At 63.5% G+C, this 15,511-nt stretch carries 14 protein-coding genes and 1 pseudogene; 8 read left to right on the plus strand and 7 right to left on the minus strand.

Annotated elements, in window-relative coordinates:
- Positions 1-384: 384 nt before the first annotated feature.
- From AC5RTE_RS11245 to AC5RTE_RS11255, 3 genes are all read left to right on the plus strand, one after another.
- Positions 385-1,329, plus strand: coding sequence for a carbohydrate ABC transporter permease (locus tag AC5RTE_RS11245; protein ID WP_494041477.1), 945 nt, complete (start codon positions 385-387; stop codon positions 1,327-1,329).
- Positions 1,319-2,266 (plus strand): carbohydrate ABC transporter permease, encoded by a 948-nt coding sequence (locus AC5RTE_RS11250; RefSeq protein ID WP_494041478.1) that lies wholly within the window; start codon positions 1,319-1,321, stop codon positions 2,264-2,266. The genes AC5RTE_RS11245 and AC5RTE_RS11250 overlap by 11 nt, the downstream gene beginning before the upstream one ends.
- Positions 2,267-2,521: 255 nt before the next feature.
- A complete protein-coding gene (locus tag AC5RTE_RS11255) occupies positions 2,522-3,880 on the plus strand; it encodes an ABC transporter substrate-binding protein (RefSeq protein WP_494041479.1) in 1,359 nt (452 codons plus the stop codon).
- A gap of 349 nt (positions 3,881-4,229) precedes the next feature.
- Here the strand turns inward: AC5RTE_RS11255 and AC5RTE_RS11260 are convergent, their stop codons facing one another.
- A complete protein-coding gene (locus AC5RTE_RS11260) occupies positions 4,230-6,245 on the minus strand; it encodes a beta-galactosidase (protein WP_494041480.1) in 2,016 nt (671 codons plus the stop codon).
- Positions 6,246-6,422: 177 nt separating this feature from the next.
- On the opposite strand from AC5RTE_RS11260, the gene AC5RTE_RS11265 reads away from it, so the two are divergent.
- From AC5RTE_RS11265 to AC5RTE_RS11285, 5 genes are read left to right on the plus strand one after another with little or no spacing between them, the layout of a single operon-like run.
- Positions 6,423-7,715 carry an ABC transporter substrate-binding protein gene (locus AC5RTE_RS11265; protein ID WP_494041481.1) on the plus strand — a complete coding sequence of 431 codons (1,293 nt, stop codon included), beginning with the start codon at positions 6,423-6,425 and terminating at the stop codon, positions 7,713-7,715.
- 46 nt (positions 7,716-7,761) lie between these two features.
- A complete protein-coding gene (locus AC5RTE_RS11270) occupies positions 7,762-8,715 on the plus strand; it encodes a carbohydrate ABC transporter permease (protein ID WP_494041482.1) in 954 nt (317 codons plus the stop codon).
- Positions 8,712-9,629 carry a carbohydrate ABC transporter permease gene (locus AC5RTE_RS11275; protein ID WP_494041483.1) on the plus strand — a complete coding sequence of 306 codons (918 nt, stop codon included), beginning with the start codon at positions 8,712-8,714 and terminating at the stop codon, positions 9,627-9,629. The genes AC5RTE_RS11270 and AC5RTE_RS11275 overlap by 4 nt, the downstream gene beginning before the upstream one ends.
- A gap of 18 nt (positions 9,630-9,647) precedes the next feature.
- Complete coding sequence (locus AC5RTE_RS11280; RefSeq protein WP_494041484.1) at positions 9,648-10,277, plus strand: Poxvirus protein I5; 630 nt, start codon at positions 9,648-9,650, stop codon at positions 10,275-10,277.
- A 51-nt stretch (positions 10,278-10,328) separates the two neighbouring features.
- The gene (locus tag AC5RTE_RS11285; RefSeq protein WP_494041485.1) at positions 10,329-11,612 is read left to right on the plus strand and encodes an MFS transporter; all 1,284 of its coding nucleotides are present in this window, start codon (positions 10,329-10,331) and stop codon (positions 11,610-11,612) included.
- Positions 11,613-11,659: 47 nt separating this feature from the next.
- On the opposite strand, the gene AC5RTE_RS11290 is transcribed toward AC5RTE_RS11285, so the two are convergent.
- The 6 genes and pseudogenes from AC5RTE_RS11290 to AC5RTE_RS11315 form a co-directional block, all read right to left on the minus strand.
- Positions 11,660-12,925: a Gfo/Idh/MocA family protein gene (locus AC5RTE_RS11290; protein ID WP_494041486.1), complete on the minus strand. Its 1,266-nt coding sequence runs from the start codon at positions 12,923-12,925 to the stop codon at positions 11,660-11,662.
- Positions 12,926-13,093: 168 nt separating this feature from the next.
- Positions 13,094-13,789: an alpha/beta hydrolase gene (locus AC5RTE_RS11295; RefSeq protein WP_494041742.1), complete on the minus strand. Its 696-nt coding sequence runs from the start codon at positions 13,787-13,789 to the stop codon at positions 13,094-13,096.
- Between the two features lie 21 nt (positions 13,790-13,810).
- Positions 13,811-13,870 (minus strand): annotated as a pseudogene (locus AC5RTE_RS11300) (twin-arginine translocation signal domain-containing protein); the annotation flags it as partial.
- 19 nt (positions 13,871-13,889) lie between these two features.
- The gene (locus tag AC5RTE_RS11305) at positions 13,890-14,387 is read right to left on the minus strand and encodes a hypothetical protein (protein WP_494041487.1); all 498 of its coding nucleotides are present in this window, start codon (positions 14,385-14,387) and stop codon (positions 13,890-13,892) included.
- 91 nt (positions 14,388-14,478) lie between these two features.
- Positions 14,479-14,688: a hypothetical protein gene (locus AC5RTE_RS11310; protein WP_494041488.1), complete on the minus strand. Its 210-nt coding sequence runs from the start codon at positions 14,686-14,688 to the stop codon at positions 14,479-14,481.
- 77 nt (positions 14,689-14,765) lie between these two features.
- A complete protein-coding gene (locus tag AC5RTE_RS11315) occupies positions 14,766-15,380 on the minus strand; it encodes an AAA family ATPase (RefSeq protein ID WP_494041489.1) in 615 nt (204 codons plus the stop codon).
- Positions 15,381-15,511 lie beyond the last annotated feature (131 nt).

Here is a 15,511-nt window from a genome sequence, read left to right on the forward strand (position 1 = left end):
CAAAGACTTATCGGAGACTAACATCAGTGTCCTGTCCCTCAGCGTGCGTTCTCGCATCGGTCTGCACACGACGCAGAAAACGCTTTCTCAAAAACTAACAAAGGGCTATACAAGAGTCAAGAAACCGTTTACTTTTGTACGGAGCCGCATTTGAATCCGGACCACCGACAAGGCGGAAACACCGGATGATCGCCACTCCTGGTCCACTTGTGACAGAAGCGCAGCCGGAGTGGCGCGCGTCCCCAAATCGCTCCGGCGATACCAAAACGTGGAGGCCACGATGACCAAAGGAGACCACATGGCCGCTAAGCACATACCCAGGGCACCGCGCCCGGCTGGAAAGCCGGCTGCAGCGGGCCTGCCGTACGGAACGGGGTTGCCGCAGTGAGCGCCATCAGTGAACTCAGCTCTATCTCCCGGCGGAAGGGTAAAGCCACCGCTGAGGAGAAGAAGGCCAACAGTCGCGATAACAAGGCGGCCTACATCTTCCTGCTGCCGTGGCTGGTGGGCCTGATCGCGATCACTATCGGCCCCATGCTGATGTCCCTTTACTTGTCCTTCACGGACTACAACCTCCTTCAGCCGCCCGAATGGGTGGGGCTGGATAACTTCACCCGGATGCTCACTGACGCGCGGCTGCACAACTCGCTCGGGGTGACCTTCGCCTACGTGTTCATCGGTGTTCCGCTCCAGCTCGCCGTGGCGCTGTTGATCGCTTTGGTCCTGGATAAGGGCCTGCGCGGACTGCCGTTTTACCGCTCGGTCTTCTACTTGCCGTCCCTGTTGGGCGGGTCCGTAGCCGTTGCCATCCTGTGGAAGCAGATCTTCGGCACCACCGGCCTGGTCAACCAGGTATTGGCGATGTTCGGCATCCAGGGTCCGGGCTGGATCTCAGATCCGAGCACCGCTCTTGGTTCGATCATCCTGCTGCACGTGTGGACCTTCGGTGCCCCCATGATCATTTTCCTGGCCGGGCTGCGGCAGATCCCCACCATGTACTACGAGGCCGCGAAGGTTGACGGCGCCACTACCCTCCAGCAGTTCTGGCGGATTACCCTGCCGATGCTGAGCCCGATCATCTTCTTCAACCTGGTGCTGCAGATCATCGGTTCGTTCCAGTCGTTCACCCAGGCGTTCATCGTCTCCGGCGGCAACGGCGGGCCCTCGGACTCCACGATGTTCTTCACCCTGTATCTCTACCAAAAGGGCTTCGGGCAGTTCGATATGGGCTACGCCTCCGCGATGGCCTGGCTCCTGCTGGTCATCATCGGCATCTTCACCGCCATCAACTTCATCGCTTCTAAGTATTGGGTTTTCTATGACGACTAACCTGGAGACGCTGCCCACTGCGGACAAGAAGTCCGCCGGTCCCGGCAAGCCAACGCACCGCCGCAAGCCCAAAGTCCGTGAGTCCCGCGGCACCCTGGCCTTCAGCCGGGCCCAGCGCAGCAAAGCACTGATGAAACACGCCATCCTCATCCTGGCCGGGGTCCTGATGATTTACCCGCTGCTGTGGATGGTGGTGTCCTCGCTGCGTCCCAACGAGCTGATCTTCCGCGAGCCTGGCCTGTGGCTGAACAGCCTGGAGATGAGTAACTACACCTCAGGCTGGTCGGCCCTGACCCACCCCTTCGGGCACTACATGATCAACTCCGCCATCGTGGTGATCGGCTCGATCCTGGGCAACCTGATTTCCTGCTCGATGGCCGCCTATGCCTTCGCCCGGCTGCAGTTCACTGCCAAGAAGCTGCTGTTCGGCATCATGCTGCTGACCATCATGCTTCCGTTCCACGTGGTGATCGTCCCGCAGTACATCCTGTTCTCGCAGATCGGCTGGGTAAACACCTTTTGGCCGCTGATCGTGCCCAAACTGCTGGCAACCGAAGCGTTCTTCGTCTTCCTGATGGTCCAGTTCATCCGCGGCATTCCCCGCGAACTGGACGAAGCCGCCAGGATTGACGGCGCCGGCCACCCCCGCATCTTCCTGCGCGTCATCCTGCCCCTGATGGTCCCGGCCCTGGCCACCACCACCATCTTCACCTTCATCTGGACCTGGAACGACTTCTTCGGCGCCTTAATTTACCTGACGGACCCGGACATGTTCACCGTCCCCGTTGCGCTCCGGGCTTTCGTGGACTCACAGTCCGCCACGAGCTGGGGCTCCCTGTTCGCCATGTCCATCGTGTCCCTCCTGCCCGTTTTCCTGGTGTTCCTCTTCGGCCAGCGGTTCCTCATCAAGGGCATCGCCACCACAGGCATCAAATAGCCCCTGCCCGGTTAGCCTTGGCCGGCGGGCTTCTGCCGGCCAAGGTGCGGTGGACGCGCCCGGTACTCGGCGGGGCGTCTCCACCCGCTCAAAACAGTCGACAGAAACTCCTTGTAAGACAAGTTTAGGACTTGTAGTATTAGCTCCAGAAAGCGGTTTCCCGCCTTCACGCTTTCCCTCCCGCTCCTGGTTCGTTCCCCATCATCATCCCCTCGCACCTGATCAACCCATGATCAAAGAAGATCGGAGTACCCAGTGCCGCTTTATCCCCGCCCTGCGTCTGCTGCCAAGCCATCGGCAGATACACCGTCCAAGGGCGCACGCCGTCCGCTACGTAAGACCGGCCTCGTAGCAGCGGCTGCCGCCGTCGTTATGGCCTTGAGTGCCTGTGGCGGGGGAGCGGCTTCCGAGAGCGCCGATGGTCCCGTCGAGCTGCGCTTCTCCTGGTGGGGAGGCGACAAGCGTGCCCAGCTGACCCAGGAAGCCATCAAGCAGTTCGAGGCCGAAAACCCGAACATCAAGATCAAGCCCGAGTTCGGCGACTGGAGCGGTTATTGGGACAAGCTGGCCACCCAGGTGGCCGCGAATGATGCGCCGGACATCATCCAGATGGACGAGAAGTACATCACCGAGTATTCCAGCCGCGGTGCCCTCCTTGACCTTTCCAAGTACGAGATCGATACCTCCAAGCTCGACGAAGCGGCGCTCAACGCCGGCAAGAGCGAGGACGGACTGACCGGCATTGCGGCAGGCATCAACGCCGCCACCATCCTGGCCAACCCGAAGGTCTTCGAAGCTGCCGGTGTCCCGCTGCCCGACGACTCCAAGTGGACCTGGGACGACTTCGAAAAAATTGCCACCGAGATCACGGAGAAGTCCCCGAAGGGTACATACGGCGCCGCCGCCTACGGCACCGATGAGGCTTCCCTCGGTGTTTGGCTCCGCCAGAACGGCAAGTCCCTGTACACCTCCGAGGGCAAGCTGGGATTTGAACCGGGCGACATCGCCGAATGGTGGGAATTCCTGAAGCAGCTCAGCGAGAACAAGGCGGTCCCCACAGCGTCCGAGGTAGTGGAAGCTGAAGCCGCTCCGCTTGACCAGTCCGGACTTGCCACCGGCAAGAACGGCATGGCCTTCTGGTGGTCCAACCAGGCTCCTGCTCTGGAAAAGGCATCCGGGGCCGACTTGAAGATCCTGCGCTTCCCCACCAAAACCGGATCCGCCGCTGATGCCGGGCTTTGGTACAAAGCATCACAGTTCTGGTCAGCCTCCTCACGCACCAAGCACCCGGAGGAAACCGCAAAGTTCATCAACTTCCTCACCAACAACGTCAAAGCCGGCGAAACCCTCCTCGCCGACCGCGGCGTGTACCCGAACTCGGATGTCCGTGCAGCGATCGAATCCAAGCTGACCCCTGCGGACGTCAAGGTGGTCAAGTTCATTGACCAGATCAAGGATGAGCTTGGTGAGGCTCCCGCGCCGCCGCCGAAGGGTGCCGGTGCCATCCAGGAAATCATCAAGCGCTACACCTCCGAGGTTCTCTTCGAGCGGCTGTCCACGGAGGAAGCGGGCAAGAAGGCACATGCCGAGATGGCGTCCGCTATCAGCAGCTAGATTTCACGCAGCCAACAACACCGCTTTGGACGTTGTGGGGGATGCCTCCCCCATAACGTCCGACGGCGGGCGGCAGCTCCGTCCCGGTGGGAACCTTTGGGTTCCTGCCGGGACGGAGTTGTTTAAGGGCGGCCGCTACGGCCACGGAGACCAGTTCCCTATGTGGAAAACATGACGTCATGCCATTTCGCCTAAGTTTGCCTGGTGGCGGGTGCCTGGTGGCTGGTGGGAAGAGGCAGCGGAGAAAGCGCCGTCGTCGGACGTACGATCTCTCGAGAACGCCCGAGAATGGCGCAGGGCGCCACCGCAGGAACCAAAAGGGTGTGCGATGGCGCCCCAGCAGTAAGGGTCAGTCCTCGGCTATCACCACAACGCTGCCGGCAGGCACAACCCCATCAAACGGCTGGTCGGAGAGCAGGTCAACGCCGGAAGCCTGCACTGCGCCGGCCGTATGGGAGTGATTAATGGCGAACAGGAAACTGCGGCCGTCCTCCGAGCGCCGCCGGACCACCTCTACGCCCGGATCGGCAACGGCCGCGGGAGTGACGCCGGATTCCTCCAGCAGGCGGTCCACGACCGCCTCGATACCGTCCCGGTCCGGGAACGTGGCGAGGTACCACGCCGCCCCGTCGCCCACCGGGCGCCGGGTCAGCGACGGCACGCCCTCCAGGGGATATTCAGTGAAGGTCTGGACCGCTTCGGCGCCGGCGAGGTGTACATGCTCGCTCCAGATGGACGAAACGCCGCCGTCGCTCAGTTTTAGCTGCCCGCCGGCCAGCAACGGGTGGAATTCCTCCACACGAACACCCAACAGTTCCCCGAACGCGCCCGGGTAACCGCCGAGCCGCACATGGTCCTTCTCGTCCACGATCCCGCTGAAGTAGCTCACCATTACGGTGGCGCCGCCAGCAGCGGCCGCGGCAACGTTGGCAGCGGCTGCATCGGTGACCGAGTACAGGGTGCACACCAGGACGAGGTCATAACTCTCAAGCGCGGCGGACGGGTGGACCAGATCCACGGACACGCCACGCAGGAATAATGACCGGTGGAAGGCGCGCAGAAGGTCCAGGTACTTCACGTCCTGGCTCGGCTTGGAGTCGATTTCACTCGCCCACCAGGCCTCGTAGTCGAACACAATGGCCGCCCGCGCTTCGACCCGTGACCCGCTCACCGGTGCCAGCCGCTTAAGGGCAGCGCCGAGGTCAACCACCTCGCGCCACACGCGGGTCTCCCGCCCGGCGTGCGGCACCATGGCGGAGTGGAACTTCTCCGAGCCCGCGAAGCTCTGCCGCCACTGGAAGAACATCACCGCATCGGCCCCGCGTGCCACATGGGCCAGCGAGTTGCGCAGCATTTCCCCCGGCATCTTGGGCTGGTTGCGCGGCTGCCAGTTGACGGCCGACGTCGAGTGTTCCATCAGGATCCACGGGTCGCCGCCCGCAATGCCGCGGGTGAGGTCCGCACTGAACGCCAGTTCGATCTGCCGTTCAGGATCGGCGGCCACAAGGTAGTGGTCGTTGGCAATGACGTCCAGGTCCTTGGCCCAGTCAAAGTAGTCCATGGACTTGGTGGCACTGGAGGCCATGAGGTTGGTGGTGCAGGGGACCCCGGGAGTCACCTCGCGGAGGACGGCAACAAGATCACGGTAGAAATCCATGAGGACCCAGGAGTTGAAGCGCTGGAAGTCCAGCTGCTGGCCCGGGTTCAGGGTGGACGGGGCAACCCCGGGCGGCAGGATCTCCTCAAAGGACCCGTAGTTTTGGGACCAGAAAGCTGTGCCCCAGGCTGCGTTGAGCGCCGCGATGCTTCCATAGCGCCGCTCCAGCCAGGAGCGGAAAGCGGCGGCGTCTTCTTCGCCGTAAAACTCTGAGATGTGGCAGCCCAGCTCGTTGTCCACGTGCCAAAGCGCCAAGGCCGGATGGTCCTTGTAACGCTCCGCCAGCACACGCGTGATGCCGCGTGCGTAGCGGCGGTAAACGGCCGACGACGGCGAGTAGTGCCGCCGCGAGCCCGGTCCCAGCACGGTTCCGTCCGCCGTGACGGGCAGGATGTCCGGATGCTTCCGTACCAGCCATGCCGGGGGAGCGGCCGTGGCGGTAGCCAGGGCCACCTTCACGCCGATACCGGCGAGGTTGTCCATCACCTCGTCCAGCCAACCGAAATCGTACTTGCCCTCTTCGGGCTCCAGCAGTGCCCAGGAAAAGATGCCGACACTAAGGAAGCTCACTCCGGCTTCCTGCATCAGCTCCAGGTCTTCCAGCCGGACGCTGACCGGCCACTGTTCGGGGTTGTAGTCGCCCCCGTAGGCAATACCTTCGATGTTGTTCCAGACGCTGGCCGGGCTGGAGGTTTCCTGCAAAGTCATGGGACTCCTTTGTCTGCTGGGAGGATGTATCTGGCTGGAAAGTCAGTTCTCTGGAAAACGCTTGCCCATTTTGGTGAATGCCGATATTGTATCGTTTCAGAAGCCGTGTAAGCCAGCTCACTACTCGCGTTGTAGGTCGGGCGATTGGGGTTGCACACATCGAGCAAGGAGGCTCTCATGATCAACAGAAGGAATTTCCTCACCACCGTAGCCGTAGGCACCGCATCTGCCGCGGCGCTGGCGGCCTGTGGGACAGGCGCGAGCACCAGCGCCGGCGAGACCGGCTCGGCCGAGAAGCCTGTCACCATTAACTACACCTGGTGGGGCAATGACGACCGCGCAGAGCGTACCCGCAAGGCCATCGCACTGTTCGAGTCGAAGAATCCGGACATTAAGGTCAATGGAAACTTCACCGACTTCGCCGGTTACTGGCAGAAGCGTGCCACCGAGGCCGCCGGCGGCGGCCTGCCGGACGTCATGCAGTGGGACCTCTCCTACCTGCGCGATTACGGCCAGCGCAACCAGCTCCTGGACCTCGGCACCGTCAATATCAACACGGACGCGTTTGAGAAGTCCCTTCTGCCTTCGGGCCAGATCAAGGGCAAGACCTACGGCATCCCCACCAGCACCAACGCCTTCGCGGTTTACTACGATCCCGCCAAGCTGGCCTCCCTGGGCATCGCTGAGCCCACCGGCAAGTGGACCTACAAGGAATTCAACGACTTCCTCACCGAGGTTGGCACCAAGAGCAACGGCGCCCTGTTTGGTTCCACGGACTACACCGGTATCTGGTGGATGTTCAACATCTGGCTCCGCCAGAACAACATCGAGGCCTTCACCGAAGACGGCAAGCTCGGCTTCACCAAGGACGACATGAAGAAGTGGTGGAACACCACCGCCGGCCTCCGTGGCACTCCCGCCATCGCTTCCGAGGAACGCGTCACCCAGCTGGCGCCGAAGTCCGCCTTCGGTTCCAATGTCACCGCCTCGGAAGTCACCTGGGACAACTTCATGGCCGGCTACCTTGCGGACAGCGGCGCGAAGGAACTCAAGCTTGTTCCCGTTCCGTCTGATGACGCGGACAACCTGGGCCTGTTCCTGAAGCCGTCCATGCTGATGGTTGCCAGCGCCAAGACCAAGTTCAAGGATGCTGCCGCCCGCTTCATCGACTTCATGGTCAACGACCCCGAGGTGGGCCAGATCTTCAAGACCTCCCGCGGTGTGCCGGCGTCCAAGACCCAGCGGGACGGCACCACCTTCGAAGGTACCGACAAGCTCGTGGTGGACTACGAGAAGTCCATCGAGCAGTACCTCAAGGACGCGCCCGAGCCGCCCATCGTCGGTTTCGGAACCCTTGAAGCTTCCTTCAAGCGCGTCAGCTCGGACCTGAACTACGGCAAGCTGACCATCGACGGTGCAGCGGACGCCTGGTTCAAGGAAGCCGAAGACCTCATCAAGCAGAACGCCTGAGCAGCGTATTGTCTGCCCGACGATCACAAACTGACGGATTGAACTCGTGACTCAAAGCCCAACATTGAGCAGGCGTTCGGCGTCCTCCACTCCCACGCTGCCGCGCAAGTCGCGGCAGCGCGGGGCGGATGCCCGAGCCGGCTACACCTTCCTGCTGCCCTGGCTGCTGGGATTCATCGCCCTCACTGTTGGGCCCATGATTTCCTCGCTCTACCTGTCCTTTACCAACTACAACCTTTTCGATCCGCCCAAGTGGATCGGCCTGGAGAACTACACCACCCTCTTCCAGGACGAACGGTTCCTGCAGTCCGTGGGCGTGACCGTGGGCTACGTGGTGTTCGGTACCCCGCTCAAGCTCGCCGCGGCACTGGCAGTGGCCATGCTGCTGAACAGCAAGCGACGCGGACAGGGCTTTTACCGCTCCGCGTTCTACGCCCCGTCCCTGATCGGAGCCTCCGTCTCCATCGCCATCGTTTGGAAGGCCATGTTCGGCGACGCCGGTCCGGTGGACCAGGGCCTGTCCTTCTTCGGGATCAACCTCGGCGGCTGGGTGGGCAACCCGTCCATGACCATGCCGATGTTCATCCTGCTGACCGTCTGGCAGTTCGGTGCCCCGATGGTGATCTTCCTGGCCGGCCTCAAGCAGATCCCGGCGGACCTCTACGAGGCTGCTTCCATGGATGGTGCAGGCCCGGTACGTAAGTTCTTCAACATCACCTGGCCCATGCTCTCCCCGGTGATCTTCTTCAACCTGCTGATGGAAACCATCCACGCGTTCCAGATCTTCGCCTCGGCCTACATCATCTCCAACGGTGAAGGCGGCCCGGCCGGTTCCACCCTCTTCTACACCCTCTACCTGTACCTGCGGGGCTTCAGCGACTTCCGGATGGGCTACGCCTCAGCGATGGCCTGGCTCCTGGTGATCGTCGTCGGCATCATCACCCTGATCTTCTTCCGCACGTCCAAGTCCTGGGTCCACTACAGCGGTGATGCAAAATGACAACCATGGCAACCCCCACCCAGTCCATCCCGGACGCGCAGGTGCCGCACTACAACCCGAAGTCTGAATCTGTCGGGGCCAAGCGGGCCAAGAGCACCCTCTTCCATGTGGTGGCCCTCGGACTGACTGCAGTGGTCCTGTACCCGGGCCTGTGGATGATCGCCTCCTCGTTCAAGCCAAACTCCGAGATCGGCGGCGCGAACACCTCGCTGTGGTCGAGCAACTTCAGCTTCGATAACTTCGTCACGGCCATGGAAGGCATTGGCGGGGTATCCACCCTGCAGTTCTTCACCAACTCGCTGATCCTGGCCATCGGCGCCGTAGTGGGAACCATCCTTTCCGCGAGCGTGTCAGCGTATGCGTTTGCCCGGATCAAGTTCCCCGGCCGCAGTATCTTCTTCGGCATGATGATCGCCACCCTGCTCCTGCCGTTCCACGTGGTGATCATTCCGCAGTACATCGTGTTCCAGCAGCTCGGCCTGGTGGACACCTACGTGCCGCTGCTGATCGGAAAGTTCCTCGCCGCCGACGCGTTCTTCGTGTTCCTCATGGTCCAGTTCATGCGCAACCTGCCCGGTGAGCTGGACGAGGCCGCAAGGATCGACGGCGCCGGCCACGTCCGGATCTTCACCTCCATCATGCTGCCGCTGATGAAGCCGGCCCTGATCTCCACCTCGATCTTCTCCTTCATCTGGAGCTGGAACGACTTCCTTGGCCCGCTGCTCTACCTGAACACCCCGGAAAAGTACCCGCTGCCCCTGGCCCTGCGGCTCTTCGTGGACCAGACCCAGTCCTCGGACTACGGCGCCATGATCGCCATGTCCGTCCTGGCCCTGCTGCCGGTACTGATCTTCTTCCTGGTGTTCCAGCGCTACATCGTCGAAGGCGTCTCCACCCAGGGCCTCAAGGGCTGACGGAAACCGAGACAGAAAATGAGTGTCATGGACAGCACCACCCCAGCCCCCGACCACCACGAACCCGTTCCGGTGAACCGCTTCGCGCTGTTCTCCGAGACCCTCCTGGCCGGAGTGCTGGTGCTGGTGCTGTCCATTCCCTTGGTGACCATCCCCGCTGCGTACGCGGCGGGGATCACCCACCTGGAACGGCACCTTTCGGGCCGCGACGATTCCGTCCGCGGCCTCTGGGACACCTTCAAGGCTGCCCTGCCCGGCAGCTGGAAGCTGGGAATTACGACGGCGGTTGCCGCCGTCGTGATTGTCCTTAACCTCTTACTCGCTTGGGTGGGGCAGTTGCCGGGCCGGGAAGTGGTCCTGCCGGCCACCCTGGTCCTTGCTGCCGGGGCCGCGATCCTTCTCCTGCGCACCACAGCCGCATGGGCTGACTTTGCCGGCTCCCGGGCCGAGGCCGGCAGCGCCTGGGGCTCCGCACTCGCGACCGGCCAGGCACTGTCCCTCAACGACTGGACCGGGTCCCTTCTGCTCACCGCTGCGCTCTTCGGGGCAGTGGTGTTCGTCTGGATGCTTGCCGCACTCTTCGTGGTGGTTCCCGGCACCCTGATCCTCGCCGCCGCAGCGGTGAAACTGCGGTCCACCCGCGCCTGAACAGCTGCGAACACCCCTGGTTTGCCCATTCCTATGTGAGTTGAGTCCGACGTGTCTTCCGACCGCCAGCGTTCCGAACAGTCCCTCACCCCTTCGACGGGCCAACCCCCGTGGTACCAGCCCCTGAAGCAGCGCAACTACCGCCTCTTCCTGGCCCTGGTGTTCACCGGCGGCGTGGGGGTGTGGATGCAACGGCTGGCCCAGGACTGGCTGGTGCTGCAGCTGACCGGCAGCCCCGCCGCCGTAGGCGTGGCCGTTGCCCTGCAGTTCCTTCCGATGCTGATTGTGGGGCCCCTCAGCGGCCTGCTCGTGGACATGTTTCCCAAACGCCACATCATGATGGTCTGCCAGGCTGTCATCGCCTTCCTCGCCGTCGCCCTCGCCGCGTGGGCTGCGAGCGGGACCATTACCGTTTGGGCTGTTTATGCCAGTTGCGTGGCGTTGGGCCTGACATCGGCCATCAACCAGCCTGCCATTGCCGTGTTCGTCAATGAAGTCGTCGGTGACTCCGCCCTCAGGCCCGCTATCGGCATCAACAACGCGATCGGCCAACTGGGAGCGATGGCAGGGCCCGCGCTGGCTGGAATAGTAATCTCGCAAGTTGGTTTAGCCGCGGCGTTTGCCGCCAACGCATTGCTGTGCCTGCTGGTATTGTCCCTCATCGCTGCCATCCGCCCGGCCGAGCTGCACCCGAGTATCCCGGCCGAACGGGGCCGGGGCCAGCTCCTGGCCGGGTTCCGCTACGTCCGCGAGCGGCCCTCGCTGCTGCTGATCATTGCCCTGGCCGGGCTTCTGGGAATGTTTGGCATGAACGGGCCCGTGGTGCTGGCCGCCTTCGCCGAACGCGTGTGGCACAACGGGGTTGAGGGGTTCGGGCTGTTTAACACCGTGAGTGCGCTCGGCGCCCTTGCCGGTGCACTACTGGCAGCGCGCCTGCGGAGCCTGGGCCGGAAGGGGATAGTGCTCGCCGCAGGCTTTTTTGGCCTCACCCAGCTGGTTGCGGCCCTGATGCCCAACCTTCTCCTCTTCACGGTGATGCTGGTGGTGGTGGGCCTGATGACCCTGCTGTTCCTGACCAGTGCCGCCACCGCCGTGCAGCTGGAGGCCGGCGCGGAAATCCGGGGCCGCGTTATGGCCCTGTACCTGCCCCTGCTCCTGGGCGGGCACGCCCTGGGCGGCCTGCTGGCCGGCTGGTTGACGGAGCAGTTCGGGGTGCGCCTGGGGCTCGTGGCCACCGGCGCGCTGGGCATGCTGTCCGCAGCGGTGATCGGGTTGCTGCTGTGGTTGAATTCCCGCCGCAGCGGCCCCTCGCCTTCATCCGCCACAAAGCCGTAGCCTGTCGCGCGGGCCCGCGACCCGTCAGCCGCGGGGTGCCTGACAAGTCAGGAGACTGGCAGTTCGAAGGAGTGGGGTGCCGTTACAGCCCAGGGCAACCCCAGTTCACTGAAGGTGGCATGCTGCCCGGCGGCATGCTCCAAGGCCTCCTCGATGCCGGTCACCACCGCATGCGCGGCATCTCCCTCACCCTCCCAGCGGACGTACGCCTCTTCGATGGGCGCCGGTAAGGGCGCGGTGCGGATGGCTTCCAGGACAAGCATAAAAGCGCCGCTGTGCAGGAGCGGGCTGATCAGCGGAGCGCCGCTGTTGCGGTGGGACAGCAGGTTTTCCGTCAGGTCGTCCCGCCCGAAGATCTCTTCCGAACGCCCCTCCGCTGTTTCCACTGTGAGGCGGTCCTCGGTGTAGTGGAAGACGGCCGAGCCTTTTGACCCCTGAAGGGTAACGTAAGGCTCCACGGACACCGTGGCGCAGAGCGTGAGCGCGCAGGTGATGGGCAGTCCGGAGCTGGTCCGGATTCGGATCACGGAGGTATCGTCCGATTCGATCTGGTTGGCGCGGTACAGCTCGGTTTCCAGGGAAGCGATGTCCGCAGTGGTGCGGGCCCCGGCGATCCTCAGCGCTGTAGCCACCGCATGCGCCAGCGGATTGGTGGCAACGCCGTCCACCACGTCCACGCCGTCAATGGTCCGCTTCCCCGCCCAGCGGGACCGCTTGTAGTAGGCCCGGTCCCGGACCCAGCGGCCGGTGGCCGAGATGCCCTGGAGGGTGCCGATGGTTCCGTCCGCGAGGAGCTTTTCGATGGCTGTGAGCGCATGGGAGCCCAGGCTTTGAAACCCGATTTGGACACTCCGGCCGTTGGCTGCGGCGGCATCGCACAGCTGGTGGAAGTCCGCCAGCGACGCGACCGGCGGCTTTTCCAGGTAGAGGTCTGCCGCCGTCGCCAGTGCTGCCAGGCCAAGCGGGGCATGGGTCTGGATGGGCGTGGCAACGATAATGACATCCAGCCCGCTGGTCCCGGCCAGCAGTTCGGCCAATGCCGGAAACGCAATGGTCGTCCCGGGGACTGAGCCGGGAGCAGGGGGATTGGGGTCAGCGACGGCAACGAGTTCGACGACGCCGGCCGCCTGAAGGCGTTCCAGGTTGCGCAGGTGATGCGTGCCGAAGCCGTGGACGCCTACCAGCGCCACCCGTGCAGCAGGCGCGGGAGGGTGCTCCGCGCCGGCTCCGGTGGAAGCTTGCAGGGCTGCGGTCACTGATGCGTGGTGGTCCCCGCGCATGGTCGTGGCGACTGTGCCGGTTGGCGTTTCCATGGTGCTCCAATCCGCCCGGACAGGGCACGTGTAGTAGCGCCAGTGCGGCAAGCGCTTTCCCGGTACTAGTGTGCGGCAGGAACACCCCCCGCGTCCAGCTTCTGCAACTTGTGCACGAAGGCTCTTTGCGGCGTACCGGAACCTGGTGGAGCAGCCCTGGCGGTGTCCTTACTTTCGCCAACCCAGCCAGTTGACGGCTTCCAGGGCAATGCTTGCTGGTACGGTGTGCGGGCCGGGGAACTCCCGGTAGGTGACGTCGTAGCCGTCGGACTGAAGCACGGGCACCAGGCGGCGGCTGGTGCGGTCGATCGGCAGGACGGCGTCGTTGTCTCCGTGCGAAACGAAGATTCGGGGCCTGCCGGTGCGTGGGACCGGGGGGACAAATCCCGGTGAGAAGGCGAGGACCCTGGAAAACAGTTCGCCATTGGCCAAACCAAGGGCCAGTGCGTAGGAAGCCCCGTCCGAAAAACCCGCCACGGCGACTTGGCCCGGTTCCACCGAAACCAGTTGGAAGATCCGTTCGAGGGCCCGGTTGATGGTTCGTACGTCAGGGCCGAAGGCGCCTCTGATGCCGTCCCACGTTGGAGCCCGGGATGAGGGTGCAGCTAAAACGATGCCTTCTGTTTCTGCGTGGGCGGACAGCAGCGCCAAGCCTCCCGCAGCTTCGCCGCCGGCTCCGTGGAGCAGGAGGATAAGTGGAGCCGGCTGGACGGTCCGCAACCCGGACGGAACATAGAGCACGGTGTCCCGCACAGGTTCTAGGCCCAGAACCTGCTCCCCGCCGGCAGGCGGCTGCCCTGGCCCGCTTCCTGGCCGCGCAGGCAAGGCCGCGGAATTCAGTGCCGTTTCCTTGTGACGTTCCATTTCTTCTCCTGAACAGGCCGGCAGCGCCGCAGCCAACGCCACCGCTCCCGCCCCCAGCAGGAAACTGCGTCGGGAAGGCACGATTCAGCCACCGCCCGCCCTAATGGCTGGTGGTTCCTTTGCGGGACTCGAGCAGGGGCGGGATCCAGCGGTCCGCGGCGACACCCGTGGCAATGGAGTAGACGGCTTTATGCAGCACATCAACAGCCTGCTCCCGGGGAGTCCAGGTGGTGGGAGGAGCCCCCATGCCGGTGGCATTTTCAAGGGTCTGGTCAAAGGCGAGCCGTACAGCAGTGTGCTTGGTGTTGGCCAGGGTACCCCGGATCCCTGTTGCGGCCCACATGCCGCGGAGTGATCCCAAAACTGCCCCGGTACCCCAGTGCATAACGTGGTTCCACACCAAAGGTTTCTCCGCCTGTCCGGGAGTCCTGCCCAGCAGCGCGAGGAGAGTCCGCGCCGGCACGTAGGAATTGGGCCGCTTGGTGACAAGCTGTTCGGCCTTCTCGGCGGCTGTCATCGCCGCTACTCCGGCAAGGCCGCACACCGCACCCCTGCCGGCGGCCGCCAGCAGTCGCCGTCCCCTTGATCCATGCTGCATGTGTTGCTCCAATCCGCCTCGGGTACGTATACGGTTCCGCTGGTACGTACCCAGCAGGGCGGAACCCCTAACCTCCAAAGGCAGGCCGGGGTCAGGCCGCGGCTTCCAAAGATAGTTCCTGGACCGCGGACTCCAGGGCATCCATATCGAACCAGGCGGCGGGCACGACTTCATGGATGAAGGCATCAAAGTCAAAGGGGTGGCAGTGCCCGCCGTGGTTCCAGTAGAGGATCCAGAGATCGATCAGGCCGAGGTCCTTGCGCTGCAGCAGGTGTCTGGCTGTGTGCCGCAGGTCATCCATAACCAATCCTTGCTTCTGCTACCCCCGCGCCACAAGGGCAGCCGCGGTGTTGGCCACAAGAGATTTCCGGCGCGGCGTTACTCGGGGAGGGCCGCCGAAGAGGGCAATGCCCCGGCGATGATCTGCTGCAGCTGCTGCGCACTGCTTGCAACGCTGCCGCCGGCGTCAATAACGGCAAAGCTTGGGTACCAGGGCAGCTCCAGGTAGGCCTTCCGGAACCGCTGGAGGTCCTCCAGGTGTTCCTGGTCTTCAGCCCTAAGGGCAATCCGTTCGTACGCCAGCTCCGCCGGAATGTCGAAGTACACCACTGCCTGCGCCCTGGGCAGTACCCCCAGCAGGGCTTCGAGCATCCGGCGGCGACGGATGCCGCGGGCTTTCCGCAGTGCCAGCTGGCAGTACAAATGCCTGTCCATGATGACCAGCCCGTCAAAGCGCGCTGCGCGCAGGTGGTTGATCAGGACGTTGAAGACCCGGACAACGGTTTCAAGGACGTCCGCCAGTTGCACAGGCAGGGGCACGTGAAAGCGGTGGGCCAGGGCAGAGATGGTTTTCCGCCCCGAGTAGTTGCCCAGGACCAGTACGGGCGTCCGTGGGAAAAGTTCCTTCACTGCCTGTGCGGCAGATGTTTTACCTGCACCATCAATTCCCAGCACGACAATAAGGGCGGATGGTCGCCTCGCTCGTTGTGTCATGTCTCTTTCTTACAAGGGTGCACTGTGCCTGCGGTTCGGGGAGCCTGTGGGCGGGCTGTGAGAAGAGGCAACAGCGCTGCCCGGTCAAATAGGAGCAGAATAGGTGAGTCTGCACTGGGAGGGAGACTGGC

The organism is Arthrobacter sp. K41 (genome assembly GCF_059089645.1).